Source organism: Allorhizobium sonneratiae, from assembly GCF_023700755.1.
GTDB classification, from domain to species: Bacteria; Pseudomonadota; Alphaproteobacteria; order Rhizobiales; family Rhizobiaceae; genus Allorhizobium; species Allorhizobium sonneratiae.
In genome coordinates, this window is record NZ_JAMKOJ010000001.1 from 523008 (window position 1) to 546404 (window position 23397).

A 23397-nucleotide genomic window follows, 5' to 3' on the forward strand; every position below is an offset into this window, starting at 1 on the left:
AACTGGATGCGCAATATGCTGTAAACCGAGAGAGTTGCTGCATAATTTTCAACCATGCCGATGTGCGGTTTAAAATTATGCAGAAGCCCGTTTGCGAAGCTGCTCCATGAGCGGAAGACGAGAACGTGGATTGGCTGACGGATTACAGAATTCCCATTGGCTATTGGGCCAAAACTTTCGTGGACGGACTGACCGATCATGGTCAGTGGTTTTTTGACTATCTTTCCTTTTTGCTGTCGAAAGTGATCGACGCAATCCTGTTTGTCTTCGAGGCACCGCCACCGATCGTGGTGGTGCTGGCGATCACGGCGATTGCCTATCTGTTGCGGCGCTCGCTTCTGGTGGCATTCCTGACACTTGTGGGTCTGCTGGTGATCGTCAATCAGGGCTATTTCACCGAAACAGTCGAGACGCTGTCGCTGGTTCTGGCCTCCACTGCTGTGTGCATGGCCATTGGTGTGCCGTTCGGCATTGCGGCTGCGCGCCGTGCCTGGGTCTATACGATCATGCGGCCCATCCTCGATTTGATGCAGACGATTCCGACCTTCGTCTATCTCATTCCGGCGCTCATTCTGTTCGGTCTCGGCATGGTGCCGGGCCTGATCGCCACGGTGATCTTCTCCATTCCGGCACCCATCCGCCTGACCCGTCTTGGCATTATCTCGACGCCGCCCTCGCTGGTGGAGGCGGCAGAAGCCTTTGGCGCGACGCCGTCGCAGGTGCTGCTAAAAGTGGAGTTGCCCTTTGCTCTGCCGCAGATCATGGCTGGTTTGACCCAGACGATCATGCTGTCGCTTTCCATGGTGGTGATTGCCGCGCTGGTCGGGGCAAGCGGTCTGGGCGTGCCGGTTGTGCGGGCACTCAATACCGTCAATATCGCCAAGGGCTTCGAGGCGGGGCTTTGCATCGTCATTCTGGCGATCATTCTAGACCGGATGTTTCGTATTTCGGCCGCAGGAGAAGACAAATGAGCGATGCGGTTGTTTTCGATAAGGTCGACATCATTTTCGGTGATCGACCGCAAAAGGCGCTGGCGCTTGTGGATGCCGGCAGGACCCGTGATGAAATCAACAAGGAGACAGGCCATGTGCTGGGCGTGGCGGATGCCTCGCTGACCGTCAAGGAAGGCGAAATCCTGGTGCTGATGGGCTTGTCCGGTTCCGGCAAATCCACGCTCTTGCGCGCGGTGAACGGTCTGGCCCCGGTGGTACGTGGCAGCGTTTCTGTGAAAAGTGCCCATAACGGCATTGTCGATCCTTATCAGGCCAGCCCCAAGGTGCTTCGTCAGTTGCGGATGCAGAGTGTGTCGATGGTGTTCCAGCAGTTCGGCCTTTTGCCCTGGCGCACGGTGGCTGACAATGTCGGTTTCGGGCTGGAGCTTGCCGGTGTCTCCGAGCGCGAGCGTAAGGCCCGGGTGATGGAGCAACTGGAACTGGTCAATCTGAGCCAGTGGGCCGAGCGCAAGGTGGATGAACTATCCGGTGGGATGCAACAGCGTGTCGGTCTTGCGCGCGCCTTTGCAACCGGCGCACCGATCCTTCTGATGGATGAACCGTTTTCCGCTCTCGATCCGCTGATCCGCACGCGCTTGCAGGATGAGTTGCTGGAGTTCCAGCGGCGGCTGAAAAAGACGATCCTGTTCGTCAGCCATGATCTTGATGAAGCATTCAGGATCGGCAACCGGATTGCTATCATGGAAGGTGGACGGATTATCCAGTGCGGAACGCCGCAGGCGATTGTCGAGAACCCAGCCGATCAGTATGTCGCGGATTTCGTGCAGAACATGAATCCAATTTCCATGCTGTCGGCTCGTGATGTCATGAAAGATGGACCGGCTGCCGGTGAAATTTCCGCAACGGCCGGGCCGGACACACCGTTGTTAGACATTATGGAAGCTATGGCGCGTCAACCGGGTACGGTTGGTATTATTGACAAGGGCATCGTCATTGGCGCCATCACTGCGTCAGATGTGGTTGTCGCACTGACCCGACACCGTCAAAAGGTTTGAAACCACCGTTCAGCAAGTGCATTTGCAGTTGCTGGAATATCGGGACAGTACATCTCTGCCTGTTGCGGGAAATTTGTTCTTGTGTCGGGCAGAGATCATCGGTTGCGTGAGATATAAGCATCATTATTTTGAATGTGATTCTCATGTTTTCATTTCAGTTTCGTAAATTTGCGTATTGAAATTCATTTCTAAATTCTAATATCAAGTATATATTTCTGTTATTGGTTTGTATTTTTGGCTTATGTGTTTTTTATTTTTATTTTATCATAATATTTATTTGTGAAATATATATTTCCTGTCCAATCTTCGAAAGATATTTCGTTCATGTTTGTCATGTTGTAAATTTGCATTTTGATTGTTTTTTCATAATGCATTGTTGTTTATGGATTTGTTTGTTTTTTATTTTCTGATGCTCACGGGTGATGCGTGTATGGTCTTATGTTTTAATAGATTAGAATGATCACAAATTATTGATTGTAGCAGTCGGCATTACTAGATTTTGGGTATGGATACGGATTTCGCTAAAACTTCGCTTTTATTCAGTTTGCCTTCTATGAGAGCAAACTGAACATTTTTTCTCCTGATTCCCATGGATTTTTTGGGATTAATGGGTAAAATCCCAAAAAAGGGCGAAAAAATCACCAGAGCTCTCCAGCAAGGCAATCATCTTAGGCTGACGGCCAGCTGAAGGCGATACGTTAAATTTAGGCATATACAAATCTTCTCATATTGGTAGATTCAGATGGTAGGGTTCTTGTGGGATAATCAACAAAGGCCAGGTTGATGCATGGCCGATCGCAACAAAGAAAGAGTAGACAATGGTAGCCAACGATTTGTCCGAACACTCAAATGCCGCTGCAAGTCTTTTGACGGCCATGGCCAATCCAAAGCGCTTGATGATTTTGTGCAGTCTGGTTCAGGGTGAGGTTCCTGTCGGTGTTCTGGCAACTCAGGTTGGCTTGAGCCAGTCTGCTTTGTCTCAGCATCTGTCTAAGCTGAGAGCACAAAAGCTGGTTAAAACACGCCGTGATGCCCAGACGATCTATTATTCGAGCACCTCAGATGCTGTGCTCAAGATTCTGAATACGCTTGAAGGGATTTTCTGCGAGCGGGGAGTGAGCCTTAACGCTGCCTAATATGATAACGCTTTCATTGAAGCGGTTTCTAATTAACGGCGTGAGCTTGCTCGATTGATATGGACTTTGGTCTCGCTCAAAACGGACTTGCAACGAGGAATGTTGCAGAACGTCTTGATCGGATTAAAACGACATGCTCCCTAGAGTTTCAGTGTTTCTCGGAAATACTGAAACTCTCTAAATCTTTGTTTATACGCATTAACAGACGAAAAATCCTAGTACACTGCTTTCGCAGTAGACCCTTATCAATTTCAAGCCGCCAAAACTCGAAGAACTGAAAGCTTTGCACGAGGCTGATAATGTCATTCTCGCATAGGCCGAGGCTTTTGAAATCCTGAGATATTTTACAGCGCCGAACGTTTTATCAAGCGCAAAAGGACGCTGTAACCTTTTGAATATTATGCAGTGGCGATGCTTTGTTTGAAGCGCCACATAAGGCATAACCTTCCGAACCCAAGGCTTACTATTCATCGCTATGGCGGGTCTATTGGTTAAATCAATTTTAGTCGTATTGCCTGTGCTACCAATTGTGTTCGGTTTACACAATCGAGCTTTTTAATGGCGCTGGTCATGTAAGCATTGATTGTATGGTCGGACAGCGACAGAATCTGGGCTATTTCACTTGAGGTCTTTCCTTGGGCCGTCCAGCGGACGACTTCGAGTTCGCGGCTGGACAATATATCGGCATTGGCGGCTTCAAGACGCCGCAGACGGTCATATTGATCGAAGGTCTCGATCGCCATAACAGTCAGGAGATTGATTTCTTCCTGTTCAAGAGCGGGCCGATTACCGTCAAATCGCAGGATGAATCGTTGAGAATCGACAGAACTCACCAGAATTGCCAATCCTGTTTTGAGATTGAAGCGCAATAACAGGTCTTTCAGTCCTTCCGGCCAGTTCCATTCGATCCCGGCCACGCCCTCATTTCCGAGATGCCAGGTTTGCGGCAGGATAGATTGAGAAAAAGACGGCATGACAGGGCAATGGCGAATATACTGACAGCGATCGAACTCACGCCCGAATTCGAGCGGCAATGTCGTGTCCTGTACGAGAGGGAGAAGGCACAAATCGCCAACGCCTGGTTTGAGCATGATCGTGGCATGATTCATCTCGAAAAGCTTGGCAATTTCGCGCAGGATTGCAACACAACTCTCACGTGAGGTTGCGGCCAAAATTTCCTTTTTGAAATAAGCCTGTTTGTCGATCATTGTGTTGAGAAAAATTCTTCCATGCTCTTATAGTTTTTTTGTAACAGATAACATATGCCCTGAAAAGCATGGGGTTTGGGGCATCTAGACTTTTCCAGTCATTCATCCGACAATGATTTTAATGCTTCACTGCGCCCGTATATTGTATTTTATTAAGTGTAGTCTAAATTATAAATACAATTATAAGTATAATTTGTTCAGTGTCGAATTCGGTTTGGTATAGAGCAGCAGCACCAAGGCCTGAATTTTTGTTTTCCAACCAAAAAGAGATGATGCGGCGATAGGCTTAAAACATGGTGGGTCCTTGTCTCGAATGTATCCATAAGAGATAAACGAGAAAAGGAATGATAAGTCGCGCAGGATTTAAGGCGGACTTATTCAGAAAAATTATCCTGTTGTGGTGTGGTTCTTTTGTAAAACGCACCAATCTTCAGGGCGTATTTGCGGACGAAGAACCATTTTCCACTTTTTCAGAACGATGCTCTAAAATCTGCCAGAAAGGACGAAAGGTCTGGGGAAGGTGAGAAATTGCGCTTGCAGCCTGGCCTGATTCAGCAAACAGTCCCGGCATGACAATGGCCGCCAGTCAAGGGGTAGTAAAGTGACGTCAGATATCGAGATAGCGCGCAGGGCGGAAAAATTGCCGATTGCGGCGATTGGTGCAAAGCTCGGTCTTGGTGTCGACGATCTTGTGCCCTATGGCCATGATAAGGCCAAGGTCTCGGCTGACTGTCTTGATCGTCTGCAGACAGGCCAGGATGGCCGACTCATTCTGGTGACCGCAATCAACCCGACACCGGCAGGCGAGGGCAAGACCACCACGACGGTCGGGCTTGTCGACGGGCTTAACCGCATCGGCCGCAAGGCGGTGGTCTGTATCCGCGAGCCGTCGCTCGGCCCCTGTTTCGGTATCAAGGGTGGCGCTGCCGGCGGTGGCCATGCCCAAGTGGTGCCGATGGAAGACATCAACCTGCATTTTACCGGCGATTTCCATGCCATCACCTCGGCGCATAATCTGCTGTCGGCGATGATCGACAACCATATCTATTGGGGCAATGGCGAAAACATTGACACGCGGCGCATCACCTGGCGGCGGGTTGTCGATATGAACGACCGGGCGCTGCGCCAGATCGTCGCCCCGCTCGGCGGCCCACGCAACGGTTTTCCGCGCGAGACCGGTTTCGACATCACGGTTGCCTCGGAAGTCATGGCTATCCTGTGTCTGGCAAAGGATGTTGAGGATCTTCAGCAGCGTCTCGGTGCAATTGTTATCGGTTATCGTTATGACAAGAGCCCGGTCTTTGCCCGCGATATCAAGGCCGATGGGGCCATGGCCGTGCTGCTCAAGGATGCTTTACAGCCCAATCTGGTGCAGACGCTGGAAAACAATCCAGCCTTTGTTCATGGCGGTCCCTTTGCCAATATCGCCCATGGTTGCAATTCGGTGGTGGCGACAAAGGCGGCACTGAAGCTTGCTGATTATGTTGTGACCGAAGCCGGGTTCGGGGCCGATCTCGGGGCGGAAAAATTCTTTGACATCAAATGTCGCAAGGCGGGGCTGAAGCCGGCTGCTGCGGTGATCGTCGCCACCATTCGGGCGCTGAAGATGAATGGCGGCGTCGCCAAAGCTGATCTCGGTCTTGAGAATGTCGAGGCCCTGAAGAAAGGCGCCGTCAATCTCGGTCGACATATCGACAATGTCCGTTCTTTCGGCGTACCGGTGATCGTGGCGATCAACCATTTTACCACCGACAGTGATGCGGAAGTGGCGGCCATTCAGGAATATGCCGCAGGGCTTGGCGTCGAGGCGGTGCTGTGCCGCCATTGGGCCGAAGGCGGCAAGGGTATCGAGGAACTGGCGCAAAAGATTGCGGCTCTGGCCGACAGCGATCAGGCCGATTTTCAGCCACTCTATCCCGACGAGATGCCGTTGCTCGACAAGATCGAAACCGTGGCGAAACGCATTTACCGGGCGGGCGGGATTGCTGTGGAGCGTGCCGTGAAGGAGCAATTGGTGCAATTCGAAGCCATGGGCTATGGCCATCTGCCAGTCTGCATTGCCAAGACACAATATTCCTTCTCCACCGATCCGACGCTGCTTGGCGCGCCGGAAGGTCATATCGTGCCGGTGCGCGAGGTGCGGCTTTCTGCCGGTGCAGGCTTTGTCGTCGCGGTGACCGGCGATATCATGACGATGCCCGGCCTGCCGCGCGTGCCCGCGGCCGAACATATTCACCTCGATTCGGATGGGTTTGTCGAAGGGCTGTTCTGATCCGGCTGTGCAGGCTCTTCGACCGGAAAGCGGCAGAAGCGACCGTCATGCCTGCGCTTGATCAGGTCGAGATGCATATGGGTCTGGTGCGTCGGATCGCTGCCCGGTGACAGCACGGTGGTGAAATAGAGGCAGGCAGAAGCATTCAGCGTGCGCTGGAAAGCGGCTTCCATGCTGGTCGCCTTTTCCGGGGCGATCACCATATCCACCTTGCCCTTTTCAAATTCCAGCGCGGCAATATCAATGGCATTGCCGCGTGCATGTTCGGACATCTTGCCGGTGGCGGCGCTGTTTCTGTTGCGGCAGACATAGGAAGAGGCCTGCTCGACACCGATAAGCCTGCCCTTGTCCGGCATGGCCTCTTTTGTCGCCGGGATCACCATGGTTTTCAGCCATTGCGACAGTTCCAGTGCCGCCTCGCAGCGAAAGGTCGCTGCCGGTTTCAACGCGACACCGGGAAGAATGGCCGTGACCTTGACCGGTCTGTCGATGCCGCAGCCATGACCGTCGTCGATCCTTGGCAATTCTTCAAAGACGACACCCTGCTGTTTCAGTCCGCTCAGGCATTGGGCATATTCCGCCGGGTCTTCAGTGGCAATTGCAGGTTCTGGTTCGGCTGGTGTTTGCTCTGTGGCTTTGGGGTGGTCGGTCTTCTCCGGGGCCGGTTGCGGCTGATCTTGCCCATGGGCATCGGACGTTTGCGGGGCTTCAGGCTTTGCCTGCGGCAGAGGCGCGTCCTGTGCAGGCTCTTCCGTTTCCGATGCGGGTTTTTCCCTCGGCAGCGGACCTTTTTCAGGCAGGGTTGCGCCCAGCAGGATCAGCATCAGAAACGGGATCGGCCATGAATGTCGCATGTTTCGTCCTTTTTGCTGAAAAGGCAACGCGTGAGAGGGCAAATGGTTGCCGGATGACCTTTCGACCTTGAAAATGCCGCTTGCGCCGCTGGCGACCTCGGGGTAAGGATTTTGCCCATGAAAATCGTTTTGAACATGATGGCTTGGTGGTGGCTGCATTAAAGCGGCTCGACCAGTCATGTCCGGATGAATGATTGAAACAAGCCGCCCCGAAAGCTGAGGCGGCTTTTTTGTTATGGCCGCCCGGGGACTGGCCAGAACGAGGAGTGTTGACCCATGGTGACGATTGTGGATGGCGACGGCGAGACTTATGAAACCCGCGGCGGCGTCAAGGTCACGCGCAAGCGCCGCCCCACGCCCTATCAGGATGCCGTTTCGACCTATGTCGACAAGCTTGATGAGCGGCGTGGTGCCGTGTTTTCCTCCAATTACGAATATCCCGGGCGCTATACCCGCTGGGACACGGCGATTGTCGATCCGCCGCTTGGCATTTCGAGCTTCGGGCGTGCGCTGTGGATCGAGGCCTATAACGGGCGCGGCGAAGTGCTGCTCACCTTCATTGCCGAGGCTTTGAAGGATCTGACCGACGTGACCCTCGGCAAGCGCACGGCGAACCGTCTTGATCTGACCGTAAACCGTCCGGATCGCGCCTTTACCGAGGAGGAGCGCTCCAAGGTGCCGACCGTGTTCACGGTGCTGCGTGCCATCACCGATCTTTTCCATTCCGAGGCCGACAGCAGCATCGGGCTGTTCGGTGCCTTTGGCTACGATCTCGCCTTTCAGTTCGATGCCATCGATCTGAAGCTTCAGCGCCCGGATGACCAGCGCGACATGGTGCTGTTCCTGCCCGATGAAATTCTGGTGGTGGACCATTATTCCGCCAAGGCCTGGATCGACCGGTATGATTTTGCAAAAGGCGGCGTTACCACCGAGGGCAAGGCGGAAGAGATTGCCCCGGAACCGTTCCGGCCGACGGATGTCATCCCACCGCGCGGCGATCATCGTCCCGGCGAATATGCCGAACTGGTGGTGAAAGCCAAGGAAAGCTTCCGCAAGGGCGACCTGTTTGAGGTTGTGCCGGGGCAGAAATTCATGGAGCGCTGCGACAGCAGGCCATCGGCGATCTCCAAGCGGCTGAAGGAGATCAATCCGTCGCCCTATTCCTTCTTCATCAATCTTGGTGCTCAGGAATATCTGGTCGGGGCCTCGCCGGAAATGTTCGTGCGCGTCTCAGGCCGGCGCATCGAGACCTGCCCGATTTCCGGCACGATCAAGCGCGGCGACGATCCGATTGCCGACAGCGAACAGATTCTGAAGCTGTTGAATTCCAAGAAAGACGAATCCGAGCTGACCATGTGTTCGGATGTGGACCGCAATGACAAGAGCCGGGTCTGCGAGCCGGGCTCGGTCAAGGTCATCGGTCGCCGCCAGATCGAGATGTATTCGCGCCTCATTCATACAGTGGACCATATCGAAGGCCGCTTGCGCGATGGCATGGATGCCTTTGATGCTTTCCTTTCTCATGCCTGGGCAGTGACGGTGACCGGCGCGCCAAAGCTTTGGGCGATGCGCTTCATCGAGGCGCATGAGAAGAGCCCGCGCGCCTGGTATGGCGGGGCGGTTGGCATGGTCGGCTTCAATGGCGACATGAATACCGGACTGACGCTCAGAACCGTGCGGATCAAGGACGGTATTGCCGAGGTGCGGGCCGGGGCGACGCTGCTGAATGACAGCGACCCGCAGGAGGAAGAGGCCGAAACCGAGTTGAAGGCATCCGCCATGATTGCAGCCATTCTCGATGCCAAGACAGGCCACAATGCCAAGGCAAAGCGCGATGTCGCTGATGTTGGCAAGGGCGTAAATATCCTGCTGGTGGACCATGAGGACAGTTTCGTCCATACGCTCGCCAATTATTTCCGCCAGACCGGGGCGAATGTCAGCACGGTGCGCACACCGGTGGCAGAAGAGCTGTTCGACCGGCTGAAGCCCGATCTGGTGGTCTTGTCGCCCGGACCGGGTTCGCCGTCTGATTTCGATTGCACGGCGACGATTAGAAAAGCGCGGGCGCGCAATCTGCCGATCTTCGGTGTTTGCCTCGGGCTTCAGGCGTTGACGGAGGCCTATGGCGGCACGTTGCGCCAGTTGGACATTCCCATGCATGGCAAGCCCTCGCGCATCAAGGTGCTGGAGCCGGGCACGGTCTTTGCCGGGCTGGCGCAGGAGGTGACGGTCGGTCGCTATCACTCGATTTATGCCGATCCGGCAACATTGCCTGAGGATTTCATCGTCACGGCCAAGACCGATGACGGCGTGATCATGGGCATTGAGCATAAGCGCGAGCCGGTGGCGGCGGTGCAGTTCCACCCGGAATCGATCATGACGTTGGGTCAGGATGCCGGGATGCGGATGATCGAGAATGTGGTGGCAACGCTGTCGCGACGCTCGAAAGAACAGGCGGCATGAGCGAGATCGTCATCGAAGCGATGCAGCCTGCCTATATCGAGAGTTTCCGCGAGGCTCTTGACAGCGTGGCAAAGGAGCGGCGCTATCTTAGCCTTCTTGAGGCGCCGCCGCTGGAACGGGCGGAGGCTTTCGTGCGCGGACAGCTCGAAAAAGGCAATCCGCAATTCGTGGCGCTGGACAACGAACGGGTCGTCGGCTGGTGCGATATCCGTCGCCATGAGCGGGAGACACAGGCCCATCGTGGTCTTCTCGGCATGGGTATCATTGACGGCTATCGGGACAAGGGCATAGGCCGTGAGCTGCTGGGCAGGACCATGAATGCGGTGCGTCGTATGGGGCTGCATCGGATCGAACTGGAAGTCTATGCCGACAACCAGCGTGCCATCAGGCTTTATGAACGCTTTGGCTTTCTGCGCGAAGGGCTGATGCGCGATGCGGTTTTTCTCGACGGGCGCTTTGTTGATCTGGTGCTGATGGCACTGATTTTTCCCGTTGTGTAGAGATTGTCTTAATTAGAAATATCTACTGTTCAGCATCACGTTTTGGATGAAAGACATTCGGCCTTTGACAGACGGGCCGAATTCGACCATATCAGCCAGACGAGAAACCGTCCGACCCTTTGCGGGGCAGGGCGGTTTTGCCGTTTTAGCGGACCATTTTCTGCAAGTGGTTTGCAAAAGCAGGCTCGGGAACAAGCAGGCCCAGGAAAAGTGCGAAGCGGTTTTCCGCCCGGGGCCTGCGGAGAATAAAGCCAGGCCCAGGAAAAGTGCGAAGCGGTTTTCCGCCCGGGGCCTGCGGAGAATAAAGCCAGGCCCAGGAAAAGTGTGAAGCGGTTTTCCGCCCGGGCCTGCGGAGACAAACCATAGACAGGAGTTGAGCGATGTCGGATCAGGACCCGATTGTCAAAAAACTGGCCTTATGGGGCATTCCGCTTTCCATTGCGGTTCTGGGGCTGAAGCTTCTGGCCTGGTATGTCACCGGTTCGGTGGCGCTGCTGTCGGATGGGCTGGAATCCACCGTCAATGTCGTTGCTGCCATCATGGCCTTCGTGGTGATCGGCTATGCGCAAAAGCCTGCCGATCACGACCATCCCTATGGCCATCACAAGGCGGAATATATTTCGGCGGTGGTCGAGGGCGTGCTGATCGTGATTGCGGCACTGCTGATCATCAAGGAGGCGGTGGCCTCGCTGGAAGCGCCGAAAATGCTCGATGCGCCGGTCGAGGGGCTGGCGATCAATTTTACGGCCGCCGTCATCAATGCGGTCTGGGCGCAGGTGTTGATGCGGTCTGGGCGCAAGCATCGTTCTCCGGCGCTGACGGCGGATGGCCAGCATATTTTCTCCGATGTGGTGACGTCGGCTGGTGTGCTGGTCGGGCTTGTTCTGGTGGTGCTGACCGGCTATGCCATTCTCGATCCGGTTCTGGCCATTCTGGTGGGATGCAACATCATTTTTCAGGGATGGAAGGTGATTTCCCATTCCATTGACGGGCTGATGGACAAGGCGGTGGAACCTGCCGAAGAGGGGGCGATCAAGCAGGCGATTGCCGACAATGCCGCAGGCTCGATTGGCGTCCATTATCTGCGCACGCGGCGCGCTGGCGCTGCCACCTTTGTCGGTTTCGATCTGGTGGTTCCGGCCGGAATGTCGGTGGGCGAATCGCATGTGATCTGCGACCGGCTGGAGGCGGCGGTGAAGGCCGTGCAGCCCGGCGCGCGGGTGACGATCCATGTGGAGCCGGAAAGCGAAAAGGCCCATGGTGTGGGCATCGAGGTTGAAGGAGCAAAATCATGAGCAAGACGGATGTATCCGGCCTGACCCAGCTTGGCCAGCAGACGGAAGCCCCCACCAGCCCGGAAACGGCGGTGATGGAGCGGGTGCCGAACGGCAATGCCGGAACCGATTACGTGGTGCGCTTCACCGCGCCGGAATTTACCTCGCTCTGCCCGATGACCGGGCAGCCGGATTTTGCCCATATCGTCATCGATTATATTCCCGGCGAGTTTCTGGTGGAGTCGAAATCGCTGAAACTCTTCCTGTTTTCCTTCCGCAATCATGGCGCGTTCCATGAGGATTGCTCGGTCTATATCGCCAAGCGCCTCGTTGATCTCCTTCAGCCGAAATGGCTGAGGATCGGCGCCTACTGGTATCCGCGCGGCGGCATTCCCATCGATGTCTTCTGGCAGACCGGCGAAGCGCCCAAGGGGGTGTGGCTGCCGGATCAGGGTGTGCCGACCTATCGCGGGCGCGGCTAAGGATCGAACCTTTCCCGACGGAACATCTCGGCCAGCCGACGCGTGCCGAGATCGGCTTCCTGTTCTGTCAGGCCGGAAAAACCGAAGAGCAGGCGGGATGTGTCCGTGGATGAGACATTCATCCGCGACAGCGGCATGACGACCACGCCCTTTGTCAGCGCGGCGGCGGAGACGGCGACATCGCTGCTCCAGGTGCCGGTGCTGCGGGCTGTGAGATTGATGCCCTGATCCGGCACGATGATCTGGAGATGGTCGCAAAGCCTGTCCTGAAGCAGCGCCACCAGATGATCGCGGGAGGCGCGCAGCCGCTCACGCAGGCGGCGCAGATGGGCGGGAAAATAGCCCTCCTGAAGAAAATCGGCGATCACCCTTTGCTGAAAGCTCGGCGGGCAGCGGTCGAGCGCCGGACGCACCGCCCGGAAAACCGGCACGAGATCGGCCGGTACCACCAGATAGCCCAGCCTGAGACTGGGCAGCAGCGCCTTGCTGAACGTGCCGGTATAGAGCACCCGATGGGCCTGATCGAGCCCTTGCAGCGAGGCGATGGGGTGACCCTGATAGCGGAATTCACTGTCATAATCGTCTTCGATGATCCAGCAGCCATGATGTGCCGCATAGGCCAGCAGCGCCTGCCGCCGGGGCAGCGACAGCACCGAACCGACCGGATATTGATGCGAGGGCGTGACATAGATCAGGGCGGGCGGGGCAAGCGTGCCGGTGGAGAGATGCTCCGTCTCGATGCCATCCTGATCGACCGGCAGGCCGGTGATCTGCGCTCCGTTCAGTGTCAGACATTGCCGGGCGGGCGGATAGCAGGGATCTTCGACGATCACGCCGTCGCCCGGCGTCAACAGCACCCGGAAGGCGAGATCGAGTGCCTGCTGGGTTCCGGCGGTGATGAACACCTGCTCGGGCGATGAGCGCACGCCCCGGCTGACGGAAAGATGGGCGGTGATCGCCGCCCGTAGCGCATATTCCCCCTGAATATCGCCATAGCCTTCAAAGGCATAATTCATGTGGCGGCTGGCGATGCGGTTCAGAAGGCTGGAGGTGCGCTCGTCATGAGCGATACGGCCGGTGACGAAAGGCATCTGCTGCTGCGGCTCCAGGCTGGGGCCGGTGGTGAGAACCCGGTTCACGGCGGCGGACAGGTTTCGCCGGGTGACGTTTTCCGGCCTCGACGGTCGGTGATCGGTGCCGACAAGATCGGTCTGCGGGGCCTCGGCAATATAGGTGCCGGAGCCATGGCGGGCGCTGGCATAGCCTTCGGCGATCAGGATTTCATAGGCTTCGGTGATCGTCCCGCGTGACAGGTTCCATTCCGCCGCCGCCAGCCGGGTGGAGGGCAGGCGCTGGCCCGCCTTCAGTCGCCCGTCGGCAATCGCCTCGCGCAGCGCAACATAAAGCTGCCGCGCCAGCGTTGCCGATGCCGACGGGATTATAGCCGGCTGAAAGCTGGAGGAGGGCGTTTCCCGTTTTCGTGTGAGGGTCATGGCCTTCTGTTGTTTGAAGTGGCGCAAAGACTGGATGTAAAGTGGCTCTTTTCTTGTGTGCAATTGTGGTTATTTTCCAATCCACATGCAAGAGCCTTTTTGCAGGCCGCACAGGTCAGGAGTGTCAATGTCCGAGATGAATGTCAGAACCAGAATTGCCGTGCTGTTTGGTGGGCGCTCCGCCGAGCATGATGTGTCGGTGATGTCGGCCACCAATGTCATGGCCGCACTCGATCCGGCGAAATATGACGCGGTGCCGGTGTTCATCACCCGGGAAGGGCAGTGGCTGCTCAGCCGCTTCGACAATGGTGTGCTGGAGACGCCGCTGTTCGGCACGCAGATCATCTTCATTCCCGGCGGGCAGGGCCGGATTATGGCGCTGCCGGTGGAAGGTCCAGCCTGTGAGATGGAGAAAATCGATATTCTCTTTCCGGTGCTGCACGGTCTGCCGGGAGAAGACGGTGCGGTGCAGGGGCTGGCCGAGGTGGCGGGTGTTGCGCTTGCCGGCTGCGGCATTCTGGGGTCGGCGACGGCGCTGGACAAGGTCATTGCCAAGCGGTTGTTTCAGGCCGCCGGGCTGCCCGTTGCCCGTTCCATTACCTTAAACCGGGGTGAGACGCCGGATTTTGCCGCGCTGGTCGACCGGCTCGGCCTGCCTGTCTTCATCAAGCCGGCGCGGCAGGGGTCCTCGGTCGGGGTGAGCAAGGTGTCCGGCAGTCAGGCCTTTGGTCCGGCGCTTCTGGAAGGTTTTCGCCATGACAACGCGCTGCTGGCGGAGGAATTCGTCGAGGGCCGGGAGATCGAATTCAGCCTGCTGGAAGCGGTGGATGGCAGCCTGACCGTTTCCCGCCCCGGTGAAATCACGCCAGCCGAAAGCCATGGATTTTACAGCTACGACGCCAAATATATCGATGCGGAGGGGGCGGCGCTCAAAGTGCCCGCTGATCTTGCGCCTCAGATCGAGGCCGAGATGCGGATTGCGGCGGAAAATGCCTTTCGCGCGCTCGGTTGCGACGGCATGGCGCGGGTGGATTTTTTCCTTAAAGCCGATGGCCGTTTCGTCGTCAATGAGGTCAACACCATTCCGGGCTTCACCTCTATCAGCATGTATCCCAAGGCGCTGGAGGCGAGCGGCATCCGCTATGGCGAGATTATCGACAGGCTGGTGGCGCATGGTCTGATGCGTAAAGCAAGGATGGGCTGAGGCGATGGACAATCATTCTGTCGTCACAGGCTGGGTCAGCGGCTTTATCGGCATGTTGATCTTCAGCGGTTCGCTGCCCGCTACACGGGTTGCGGTTTTGCAGCTCGATCCGGTGTTCCTCACCTCGGCGCGTGCCGTGATTGCCGGTGCGGTTGGGCTCACCTTTCTGCTGCTGCTGCGGCAGAAGCGACCGGGCCGCAATGAACTTCTGTCGCTGGTCGTTGTGGCGCTGGGCGTGGTCGTTGGTTTTCCGTTGCTGACGGCGCTTGCCCTCCAGCATATCACCTCGGCCCATTCCGTGGTGTTTATCGGCCTCTTGCCCTTGTCCACGGCGATGTTTGGCGTGCTGCGCGGCGGTGAGAGGCCAAAGCCGGTGTTCTGGCTGTTTTCAGGTCTGGGCAGTGCGCTGGTGGCTGGATTTGCCCTGTCTTCCGGTGGGCAGGCATCGGTCGCTGGCGATCTCCTGATGCTGGCGGCAATCGTCATCTGCGGGCTGGGCTATGCTGAAGGGGCAAAGTTGTCACGGGTGCTTGGCGGCTGGCAGGTGATCTCCTGGGCGCTTACACTTGCCTTGCCAGTCATGCTGACCCTGTCATGTGCCAGTTTCCCGCACAGCCTGTCCGGAGTTGGCATATCGGCCTGGCTCGGCCTTGCCTATGTGTCGCTGTTCAGCATGATGATCGGCTTTGTCTTCTGGTATCGCGGCCTGGCGCTCGGCGGCATTGCCGCCGTCGGTCAATTGCAATTGCTGCAACCCTTTTTTGGTCTGGCGCTGGCTGGCCTGCTGCTCCATGAGACCGTCACCGTGTCCATGCTGGCCGTGACGCTGGCAGTGATTGCCTGTGTCTTCGGCGCAAAGCGCTTTGCCTGAGCTGCCATAAAAAGCGAAACCGGATATCCGGTTTCGCATCATAGTCTATGATCGTTTGAGGATCGGTAAGGATCACACATTCATATCGCCATCGTCAAAGCCGCCGCCGTCGTCGTAGCTGCTGTCATCATAGCTGTTGTCGCTATTGTCGTAATCGGCCTGCTGAAAACCATTGTCCTGATTGCCAGTGTCACGGTTGTCGTCAGCACCCTGATTATTGCCGTCGCCATAGTAATTGTTGATCACGGTTTCCTCGACGCGCGGCTCGCCCCCGCCCATGCCCCCCATGCCCAGCATGTTGCCAAAGCCGGGATTGTGGCTGGAAAACAGGTCACGCACCGCATCGGCCATCAGCATGCCGCCGGCAACACCGGCTGCCGTGGTCATGGCGCCGCGCAGAAAACCGCCGCCAGCGGGGGCTGCTGCGGCCTGCTGGCCCCAGGGACCTGCCTGCGGTTGCGGGGCATAGCGCGGCGCATCGTCATAGCGTTGTGCCTGGGGGGCATTGCCCCATGGACCGGTTGACGGAGCTGGCGCGCGCTGCGGTGCGGGCGCCTGATTGCCGCCGCCGAACATCGAGCTAAGCCCGCCGAGAAAGCTGCCGCCGCCCTGCTGTGGGGCTGGCGCCTGAGAGGCGCGGCTTTCCAGATCGGCAATCCGGCCTTCCAGCTCGCGGATGCGGGCGGTGGCGGCTTCAAGCCCCTTTTCCTGAATGATGACGGCCTGCGCCATGACATAGGGTGCATGGGGCTGGCGCCGCATCTCATCTGCGATCAGCTCTTCCGCTTCACGGTCGCGCGGTGCGTTCGAGGCCTGACCGAGGCGGTCGAACAACTGGGTCAAAAGCTGACGTTCTTCGGGTGACATGGCGCATTCTCCAACCAGATGATGCCTCTTATACCAAGGCTCGAAGATGTGAACCACATCCTCGCCTTGAAGACATTGCAAATATCCCAAATGCATTCCACTGGCTTGAGATATTTGCAAAACGAATACCAGGAGTTATTTTCAAGAACCCCTGGTATTATCTAGTGTAGAATTTTTGCGCTTTCGAGACGGGCAGGATTACATTTTCGTCATGCGGACAGGCAGCCTTTGCCGCCTGTCCTGTTGACGGCTTATCCCAGCATCAGGGCCGCACCGCCAAGGGCGGTGGCGACACCGAGAAGCCGGGTGACTTTCGGGCCGAAACGGTTAAGCCCCACGCCAAGGCCAAGACCGACGGCATGGAGAAAGGCGGTGGCGACGACAAAGCCGAGGCCGAATTCCAGCGCGGTTGCCCCATGCAGTTCCGTGCCATGGGCATAGCCATGGAACAGGGCAAACAGCGCCACGACCGCCGCTGCACCAGCGGCAGGAAGCCGTATGGCGGTGGCGACCAGCAGGCCAAGCCCCATGACCGAGGCCAGGATTGCCGGTTCGACGAAGGGCAGCGGGATGCCTGCAAGCGCCATGAGAAAACCGATGGCCATGGTGAGAACGAAGGCGCAGGGCACGGCATAAAGCGCCTTGCCGCCCTGCTGCGAGGCCCAGAGCCCCACGGCAACCATGGCCATGATGTGATCCGGCCCGGTTAGCGGATGGGTCAGCCCGGCCAGAACCGAGCCATGATCGGCAGGATTGAGATGGGCAAAGGCGGGGGCGGCAGCCAGCGCAAAGGCGGCTGTCGTCAGGAATAGACGTTTGAACATGAATGTCCCTCATTTGGTCAACATTGCGCCCGGATTCGGTCACGCAGCTTTCTTCTACCCCATATCTCGGAAGTAACATAGAGTGTCGGCGGCTTTCTCCGCTTGAGTTTGCCGGGCAAACCGCCATATCTGATGATATGATCCCCCGTGTTATTTGATCCCTCGTGTTATTTGATCCTATGTGCCGGAGAGGCCGATGTTTCCCTTCGATAACAGCTATGCCCGCCTGCCTGAGCGCTTTTTCGCTTCCGTGAAGCCGGGGGCGGTGCGCGCGCCGCATCTGATTCGGTTCAATGCAGCTCTGGCCGAAGAGCTGGGACTTCGCCTCGATGGTGAGGATGAGGCCGCTCTTGCGGCGCTTTTTTCCGGCAACAGCCTGCCCGAAGGGGCACAGCCGCTGGCCATGGCCTATGCCGGGCATCAGTTCGGCCAGTTCGTGCCGCAGCTCGGTGATGGTCGCGCCATTCTCCTGGGCGAGGTGGTGGATCGTCACGGCAGGCGGCGTGACATTCAGCTCAAGGGGGCGGGTGAGACGCCCTTTTCCCGCCGGGGCGATGGGAGGGCGGCACTTGGTCCAGTGTTACGCGAATATATTGTTTCGGAAGCCATGCATGGGCTCGGAATTCCGACCACGCGTGCGCTTGCCGCCGTTGTCAGCGGCGAACCGGTGATCCGCGAGACTGTGCTGCCCGGTGCAATTTTTACCCGCGTTGCGGCAAGCCATATCCGGGTCGGCACGTTTCAATTTTTCGCCGCCCGTGGCGATGAAGAGGGTTTGCGCCAGCTGACCGATTACGTCATTGCCCGCCACTATCCGGCGCTTCAGGGGGCGGAAAACAAGGCGCTGGCGCTGCTGGACGCCGTGGCTGAGCGGCAGGCGGCGCTGATTGCCCGCTGGATGGCGGTCGGTTTCATTCACGGCGTGATGAACACAGACAACATGACCATTTCCGGCGAAACCATCGATTTCGGACCCTGCGCTTTTCTTGATGAGTATCATCCCCGCAAGGTGTTTTCCTCCATCGACCGGCAGGGACGCTATGCCTATGCCAACCAACCCGGCATCGGCCAATGGAACATTGCCCGGCTGGCGGAATGCCTGTTACCGATGATGGAAGGCGGTGAGGACAAGGCGGTGGAAGATGCCAATGCCGTGCTCGTCCGTTTCGGAGACATGTTTCAACGTCACTGGCTGAAGAATTTTCGTACAAAACTTGGGTTGATCGGGGAGGATGCGGGTGATCTGGCGCTGATCAATGATTTTCTTGCTCTGCTTGCCCGGCACGAGGCGGATTTTACCTTAGGCTTTCGCGGGCTTTCTGCAGCCTTGACGGATGGAGCGGCCAGTGCGCCAGCACTGTTTGCGCAGGAAGATGCAGCTGTCTGGTATTCTCGCTGGCAGACCCGTCTTGGAAACGAGCGGCCCCTTTCCGTGATTGCGATTGCGATGGAGAATGCCAATCCATTTGTCATTGCGCGCAATCACCGTATTGAAGAGGCGATAACCGCAGCGCTTTCAGAGGATTACACAATCTTCCATCGTCTTGTGGATGCCGTTAATGCTCCTTATTCGTGCAATCAGCAATGGTCCGATCTTGCTGTGCCGCCAGAACCAGAACAGCGCGTGGCACGTACATTCTGCGGGACATAATCCTTAATCTTGACGATGGTTCTGCTGCTGTCATGCAGGTAAAATATTGTAAAACAGTCATATATTGTTGAAGCTCTGTTCCATTCCGAAAAATGCCTATTTTCATGATCGTGGCGTTTCCGTCTCAAGCGTGCGGACTATGGGCAATAATTACGCTGAGTGTTCTGTTTCGGGATGATTGGAATTGCAACTTATATTTACATTAGGTTCTATTTTTATACGTTCCGTTAACGCCCTTCATGATTGTATTCTTGCAGCGCAAGATCAACGATAGCGGTGGTTTCTATGTCTATCCTCGGTGGAATGTCATCTCGAAAATTGAAGGAACTGGAAAAACAGTTCGGTGATATCAAGGAAAGATCGGATCTTTTGGATGATGCCAGCGGAATCGGTCTCTGGGAGGCTGTGCTGCATAAGGGCGATGCGATGGACCCGAAAAGCCGCTGGACCTGGTCACCGGAATTTCGCCGTCTCGTCGGCTATCAGACGGTGGAGGACTATCCCAATGTCGTGCAATCCTGGTCTGACCGGCTGCATCCCGATGACGTCGGCCCCACCTTTGCCGCTTTCGGCAAACATCTGGAGGATAAGAGCGGCAAGACGCGTTACCGCGTCGAATATCGCCTCAAGGTCAAGGATGGCTCTTATCGCTGGTTCCGGGCAACGGGTGGCTGCAAGTATATGCCCGATGGGGTTACTGTGCGCGCCTGCGGCTCGTTGACCGATATTCACGACCAGAAAATGCTGCAGGAAAGCATCAGGCAAAAGGAAGAGGAAGAATATCGTTCTGTGCTTTCGGTCCTCTTCAGTGCCTTCGGCGGGCTTGCCGATGGCGATCTGACGCGTCAGATTCGCGAACAGATGCCGGAAAAATACGAACAGTTGAAAGCGAATTTCAACAAGGCGACGGCCAGCTTGCAGGAAATCGTTGCGGAAGTGGCGTCAACGGTTTCCACCTTCGGCGCCGATGCACGCAATATCAGCCAGGCGACCGACGATCTTGCCAAGCGCACCGAGCAGCAGGCAAGCTCTCTCGAAGAGACCGCCTCGGCTATGGAGGAAATCGGTGTTGCCGTGCAAAACACCGCCCAGCGTGCCCGCGAGCTCAGCAGCCTCGCCAGCAAGACAAAGTCGGCGGCGGAGGAATCCGGCAGCGTGGTCAACAGCGCCGTTCACGCCATGTCGGAGATTGAAAACTCCTCCGAACAGATCGGCCAGATCATCGGCGTCATTGACGAAATCGCCTTCCAGACCAATCTTCTCGCCTTGAATGCCGGTGTCGAGGCCGCGCGTGCCGGGGAAGCGGGCAAGGGCTTTGCCGTCGTCGCCCAGGAAGTGCGCGAACTGGCGCAACGTTCTGCCAAGGCGGCGAAAGAAATCAAGGCGCTGATCTCCACCTCATCGCATCAGGTCAGTGAAGGCGTAACGCTGGTCGGTCGCACGGGTGAGGCGCTTCAGGGCATCGTGACGGCAATTGGTGATATCACCCAATTGATCGCCGATATCGACAATTCCGCACGCGAACAGTCGAGCAGCGTCAAGGAAATCAATGGCGCGATTTCGCAGATGGACCGTATGACCCAGCAGAATGCCGGTATGGTGGAAGAAACCGCCGGTGCGAGCCGCCAGCTTTCCGATCAGGCCGACCGCCTGATGCGCCTGATCGCCCGCTTTAAGCTGCATGAGGGACATTCCTCGGCTAACACCATGCGGACATCACGGGCGGCGTAATCTTGGTGCATACTATCACACGGCGAGGATCATCAATCTTCCTCGCCGTATCACGTATATCAAGGGCTAGAGATATTGGAAACTGCAAGGCCGTCACTGTGCTCAAGGACGTATACGGCATAATTGATGAATGTCGCTGTCTCTTAAAAGAAAAGGGCCAGGTTCAGCATCCCGGCCCATGGATATCGTTTATACAATAAATTTTATTTTGTACTTTTAAATATATTAAACATTTTTGAGGGCTTCATGAAAACTATATCTTTCTGATCTTTTAGAGATTTATACACGGAATATACGGATGACATAGGGTCATTGGTGTTTCCCCAGGCATTGACGTAAATCATATAGAATTTTGAATTGCCTGTTTTTATTGTATTGATGATCTGATCAGGGTTGCCACTTAAGTCAAGGTTTTGAGGTATTATGTATTTCCCATCGTAATTGTAAATATTTTTATTCTGGGGCACAACCCACGGGCTGTAAGATGTATAGATAACGCCGTCGACATTTTTCAGCCCTGTATAGCCTTTGAGATAGGTTTCGCAGGGATATTGGTTTCCGAAAATTGCGACGGTATTAATATTTGCCTGACCCAAGAAAGCATCAGTCTTTTTCAGGAACTCGGAGAATTTTTTGGTTTTGGAGATATCTTCGAATACATAGCCAATGCCGGAGGCTCCGCATATGACTTCGTCGTTGTCGCTTAATGATTCAATGTAATAATTCCAGACGCTGGGTGCCAGGTCATAAAGTGAAGGTGAGAAAGTCCATCCAATAGGAACCAAGCCTCGATAGGGGCTGCCCCACCATCCTGTATAATTTCCTCTATTGAGGAGCCATTGAAGGTTGTCGCCGTCTGACATGACAAAGGCTACATATTTTTTATCATCTGTTTGAGCTTTATCGTTGCTTGCGCTGTCGTCTGTTGTGGAAATGTCCGGTGGGCAGGAGAGGGGGCGGACGTCCATTTGGCTTAAAGCTGTCAAGTTAAAGGCGCAGTCGGCCGCGACATAATAGTCGCCATATTGGCTTACATTGGTGATAAACTCTTTTTCACCATCCTGGGTCACTGGGCCCCAGCCGTAAACAGGTGAGGAAGTGCTCAGCTGGTTCAAAAGAAAATCGCGTTGTTCCTGGCCATAAATAACGGGTGTTTTGCTCGCGACAGCAAAGTCACGCGGCCCCCAGAATATTGTAGGACTTAATTCGACAACTTGATTGTGGTTGTACTCATGGACATAGTCTTTTAAAAAATCAATCATTCGAAAAGTACTGACGTCGATTAACTTTTTGTATTTCAATTTTATAAACAATTCTTCCAGCGACTTGTCAACGGGCAAAGCTCCTGTAATGCCGGAAAGCGTAGTTGCAATATTTGCAGAGTCTGGATTTTTTGTTGTGTCACAAAGTATATATTCGTTAATATTTTTGTATTTTTTTATGATTTCAATTGTGTCGTCAAAGTATACCTTTGGGATTTCAAAATCGCTCAACCATAGTTTTGCTGCAAGTGGTTCAAATTTAATGTCATTAAAATTGTTTGCTATGCAATAAATCAAGCTTTCCGTTTTGCTTGCCAATCCTTGTAACGCAGAAAACATAAGACATTCTGCCTTTGATAGCGAATTGTATTGTTTGTTGTTGATAATATTGAATTCTTTGTATTTTGTCATGCTTCTAAATCCGTAGGTGTTTTTTGTTTATACTGAATGATTGCTTAAATCAGAATCGATTTAAGGTGAAAATTATGCAGCAGTTTAAAAGTGTTGCCGCGACCTTTGTGCGCCATATTTGGCGCACGGCACTGTAGAAAATGGAAAGCTGGTTTCTTCGTGCAGGCAGATTTGAAATTAAAATATAATGAAATAAATTTAAAATTATAATATTTTTGGATATAAAAGATGATTAAGCAACGTGTTTAATTTGATTTTATGTGTGGTTTTATGAGATCGTCACCCCATTTTTTATCTGAAGTGTCATCTTGATTATTGTATTTTCGCGCTATCCGTATTTTTCTATACAATAAAACGCTCTGCAGGATTTTTAATCATGCAGAGCGTCTATAAAAAAATTATTTGGTCAAGGCGTCACCGACTCCACTGAATTCGGCGGGTACGGGAGATTGCTTGCAACCATATCCCGGTCCCCATTGTGCGACGCCACCCTTGCCGGTGATATAGGCAATATCCCACTGTCCCATTTTTTTCGACTTGCAAAACTGCATTGCAGCATCACTGGCTTCGAGCGTCACTGTGGCGCCCTCTGCATTGATTGCATTTCCGACCCCACTGAAATCGGCGGGTACGGGAGATTGCTTGCAGCCATATCCCGGTCCCCATTGTGCAATGCCACCCTTGCCGATGATATAGGAAATATCCCACTGCCCCATTTTGTTTTCTTTGCAAGCTTTTGCCGCAACATCCGGGCTTGCCAGCTTGACTTCACCCGCAAATGCTTGCGATGAGGCGAACAGTCCCATCAGAATGGTCACTGCCGATGCAAAAGTGGTATATTTTGCAGTGTAATGCTTTTTACCGTATTTATTCATGGTCTTGTCTT

At 55.2% G+C, this 23397-nt stretch carries 19 protein-coding genes; 12 read left to right on the forward strand and 7 right to left on the reverse strand.

The window, feature by feature from the left end:
* Positions 1-125: 125 nt before the first annotated feature.
* The 3 genes from choW to NAC44_RS02315 all read left to right on the forward strand — a co-directional run bounded on the left by choW (position 126) and on the right by NAC44_RS02315 (position 3144).
* Positions 126-971: a choline ABC transporter permease subunit gene (gene choW / locus NAC44_RS02305; RefSeq protein WP_250937386.1), complete on the forward strand. Its 846-nt coding sequence runs from the start codon at positions 126-128 to the stop codon at positions 969-971.
* Positions 968-2008: a choline ABC transporter ATP-binding protein gene (gene choV, locus NAC44_RS02310; protein WP_250937388.1), complete on the forward strand. Its 1041-nt coding sequence runs from the start codon at positions 968-970 to the stop codon at positions 2006-2008. Before choW ends, choV begins: the two co-directional genes overlap by 4 nt.
* 818 nt (positions 2009-2826) lie before the next feature.
* Positions 2827-3144: an ArsR/SmtB family transcription factor gene (locus NAC44_RS02315; RefSeq protein WP_250937389.1), complete on the forward strand. Its 318-nt coding sequence runs from the start codon at positions 2827-2829 to the stop codon at positions 3142-3144.
* Between the two features lie 491 nt (positions 3145-3635).
* Here the strand turns inward: NAC44_RS02315 and NAC44_RS02320 are convergent, their stop codons facing one another.
* Complete coding sequence (locus NAC44_RS02320; protein ID WP_250937390.1) at positions 3636-4352, reverse strand: helix-turn-helix transcriptional regulator; 717 nt, start codon at positions 4350-4352, stop codon at positions 3636-3638.
* 601 nt (positions 4353-4953) lie between these two features.
* Here NAC44_RS02320 and NAC44_RS02325 point away from each other — a divergent pair.
* Positions 4954-6624, forward strand: coding sequence for a formate--tetrahydrofolate ligase (locus NAC44_RS02325; RefSeq protein ID WP_250937391.1), 1671 nt, complete (start codon positions 4954-4956; stop codon positions 6622-6624).
* Here the strand turns inward: NAC44_RS02325 and NAC44_RS02330 are convergent.
* Positions 6585-7478, reverse strand: coding sequence for an extensin-like domain-containing protein (locus NAC44_RS02330; RefSeq protein WP_250937392.1), 894 nt, complete (start codon positions 7476-7478; stop codon positions 6585-6587). The genes NAC44_RS02325 and NAC44_RS02330 overlap by 40 nt on opposite strands.
* A gap of 276 nt (positions 7479-7754) precedes the next feature.
* On the opposite strand from NAC44_RS02330, the gene NAC44_RS02335 reads away from it, so the two are divergent.
* From NAC44_RS02335 to queF, 4 genes are all read left to right on the forward strand, one after another.
* On the forward strand, positions 7755-9941 hold the full coding sequence (locus NAC44_RS02335; RefSeq protein WP_250937393.1) for an anthranilate synthase: 2187 nt from the start codon (positions 7755-7757) through the stop codon (positions 9939-9941).
* Positions 9938-10441: a GNAT family N-acetyltransferase gene (locus tag NAC44_RS02340; RefSeq protein ID WP_250937394.1), complete on the forward strand. Its 504-nt coding sequence runs from the start codon at positions 9938-9940 to the stop codon at positions 10439-10441. The genes NAC44_RS02335 and NAC44_RS02340 overlap by 4 nt, the downstream gene beginning before the upstream one ends.
* Before the next feature lie 380 nt (positions 10442-10821).
* Positions 10822-11736, forward strand: a complete 915-nt coding sequence (locus NAC44_RS02345; protein ID WP_250937395.1) for a cation diffusion facilitator family transporter — start codon at positions 10822-10824, stop codon at positions 11734-11736.
* A complete protein-coding gene (gene queF / locus NAC44_RS02350) occupies positions 11733-12197 on the forward strand; it encodes a preQ(1) synthase (protein WP_250937397.1) in 465 nt (154 codons plus the stop codon). Before NAC44_RS02345 ends, queF begins: the two co-directional genes overlap by 4 nt.
* Here queF and pdxR read toward each other — a convergent pair.
* Positions 12194-13690 carry a MocR-like pyridoxine biosynthesis transcription factor PdxR gene (pdxR, locus tag NAC44_RS02355; RefSeq protein WP_250937399.1) on the reverse strand — a complete coding sequence of 499 codons (1497 nt, stop codon included), beginning with the start codon at positions 13688-13690 and terminating at the stop codon, positions 12194-12196. The genes queF and pdxR overlap by 4 nt on opposite strands.
* Positions 13691-13817: 127 nt before the next feature.
* On the opposite strand from pdxR, the gene NAC44_RS02360 reads away from it, so the two are divergent.
* Positions 13818-14894, forward strand: a complete 1077-nt coding sequence (locus tag NAC44_RS02360; protein WP_250937401.1) for a D-alanine--D-alanine ligase family protein — start codon at positions 13818-13820, stop codon at positions 14892-14894.
* A gap of 4 nt (positions 14895-14898) precedes the next feature.
* The gene (locus NAC44_RS02365) at positions 14899-15765 is read left to right on the forward strand and encodes a DMT family transporter (RefSeq protein WP_250937403.1); all 867 of its coding nucleotides are present in this window, start codon (positions 14899-14901) and stop codon (positions 15763-15765) included.
* 72 nt (positions 15766-15837) lie between these two features.
* On the opposite strand, the gene NAC44_RS02370 is transcribed toward NAC44_RS02365, so the two are convergent.
* Positions 15838-16632 carry a DUF2076 domain-containing protein gene (locus NAC44_RS02370; RefSeq protein WP_250937405.1) on the reverse strand — a complete coding sequence of 265 codons (795 nt, stop codon included), beginning with the start codon at positions 16630-16632 and terminating at the stop codon, positions 15838-15840.
* 251 nt (positions 16633-16883) lie between these two features.
* Complete coding sequence (locus NAC44_RS02375; protein WP_250937407.1) at positions 16884-17456, reverse strand: HupE/UreJ family protein; 573 nt, start codon at positions 17454-17456, stop codon at positions 16884-16886.
* A 196-nt stretch (positions 17457-17652) separates the two neighbouring features.
* On the opposite strand from NAC44_RS02375, the gene NAC44_RS02380 reads away from it, so the two are divergent.
* The gene (locus NAC44_RS02380; protein ID WP_250937409.1) at positions 17653-19107 is read left to right on the forward strand and encodes a protein adenylyltransferase SelO; all 1455 of its coding nucleotides are present in this window, start codon (positions 17653-17655) and stop codon (positions 19105-19107) included.
* Positions 19108-19476: 369 nt separating this feature from the next.
* Positions 19477-20838, forward strand: a complete 1362-nt coding sequence (locus NAC44_RS02385; RefSeq protein ID WP_250937411.1) for a methyl-accepting chemotaxis protein — start codon at positions 19477-19479, stop codon at positions 20836-20838.
* A 203-nt stretch (positions 20839-21041) separates the two neighbouring features.
* Here NAC44_RS02385 and NAC44_RS02390 read toward each other — a convergent pair whose 3' ends face one another.
* Positions 21042-22511 (reverse strand): GxGYxYP domain-containing protein, encoded by a 1470-nt coding sequence (locus NAC44_RS02390; protein WP_250937413.1) that lies wholly within the window; start codon positions 22509-22511, stop codon positions 21042-21044.
* Between the two features lie 398 nt (positions 22512-22909).
* A complete protein-coding gene (locus NAC44_RS02395) occupies positions 22910-23386 on the reverse strand; it encodes a hypothetical protein (protein WP_250937415.1) in 477 nt (158 codons plus the stop codon).
* Positions 23387-23397 lie beyond the last annotated feature (11 nt).

What these genes read in the sequence shown, in the direction of transcription:
- NAC44_RS02395 (WP_250937415.1), bottom strand. Translation starts at nt 23,386, where the DNA reads ATGAATAAATACGGTAAAAAGCATTACACTGCAAAATATACCACTTTT.
- NAC44_RS02365 (WP_250937403.1), top strand. Translation starts at nt 14,899, where the DNA reads ATGGACAATCATTCTGTCGTCACAGGCTGGGTCAGCGGCTTTATCGGC.
- NAC44_RS02320 (WP_250937390.1), bottom strand. Translation starts at nt 4,352, where the DNA reads ATGATCGACAAACAGGCTTATTTCAAAAAGGAAATTTTGGCCGCAACC.
- choV (WP_250937388.1), top strand. Translation starts at nt 968, where the DNA reads ATGAGCGATGCGGTTGTTTTCGATAAGGTCGACATCATTTTCGGTGAT.
- NAC44_RS02340 (WP_250937394.1), top strand. Translation starts at nt 9,938, where the DNA reads ATGAGCGAGATCGTCATCGAAGCGATGCAGCCTGCCTATATCGAGAGT.
- NAC44_RS02375 (WP_250937407.1), bottom strand. Translation starts at nt 17,456, where the DNA reads ATGTTCAAACGTCTATTCCTGACGACAGCCGCCTTTGCGCTGGCTGCC.
- NAC44_RS02360 (WP_250937401.1), top strand. Translation starts at nt 13,818, where the DNA reads ATGTCCGAGATGAATGTCAGAACCAGAATTGCCGTGCTGTTTGGTGGG.
- NAC44_RS02335 (WP_250937393.1), top strand. Translation starts at nt 7,755, where the DNA reads ATGGTGACGATTGTGGATGGCGACGGCGAGACTTATGAAACCCGCGGC.
- NAC44_RS02380 (WP_250937409.1), top strand. Translation starts at nt 17,653, where the DNA reads ATGTTTCCCTTCGATAACAGCTATGCCCGCCTGCCTGAGCGCTTTTTC.
- queF (WP_250937397.1), top strand. Translation starts at nt 11,733, where the DNA reads ATGAGCAAGACGGATGTATCCGGCCTGACCCAGCTTGGCCAGCAGACG.
- NAC44_RS02390 (WP_250937413.1), bottom strand. Translation starts at nt 22,511, where the DNA reads ATGACAAAATACAAAGAATTCAATATTATCAACAACAAACAATACAAT.
- NAC44_RS02370 (WP_250937405.1), bottom strand. Translation starts at nt 16,632, where the DNA reads ATGTCACCCGAAGAACGTCAGCTTTTGACCCAGTTGTTCGACCGCCTC.
- NAC44_RS02315 (WP_250937389.1), top strand. Translation starts at nt 2,827, where the DNA reads ATGGTAGCCAACGATTTGTCCGAACACTCAAATGCCGCTGCAAGTCTT.
- pdxR (WP_250937399.1), bottom strand. Translation starts at nt 13,690, where the DNA reads ATGACCCTCACACGAAAACGGGAAACGCCCTCCTCCAGCTTTCAGCCG.
- NAC44_RS02330 (WP_250937392.1), bottom strand. Translation starts at nt 7,478, where the DNA reads ATGCGACATTCATGGCCGATCCCGTTTCTGATGCTGATCCTGCTGGGC.
- NAC44_RS02345 (WP_250937395.1), top strand. Translation starts at nt 10,822, where the DNA reads ATGTCGGATCAGGACCCGATTGTCAAAAAACTGGCCTTATGGGGCATT.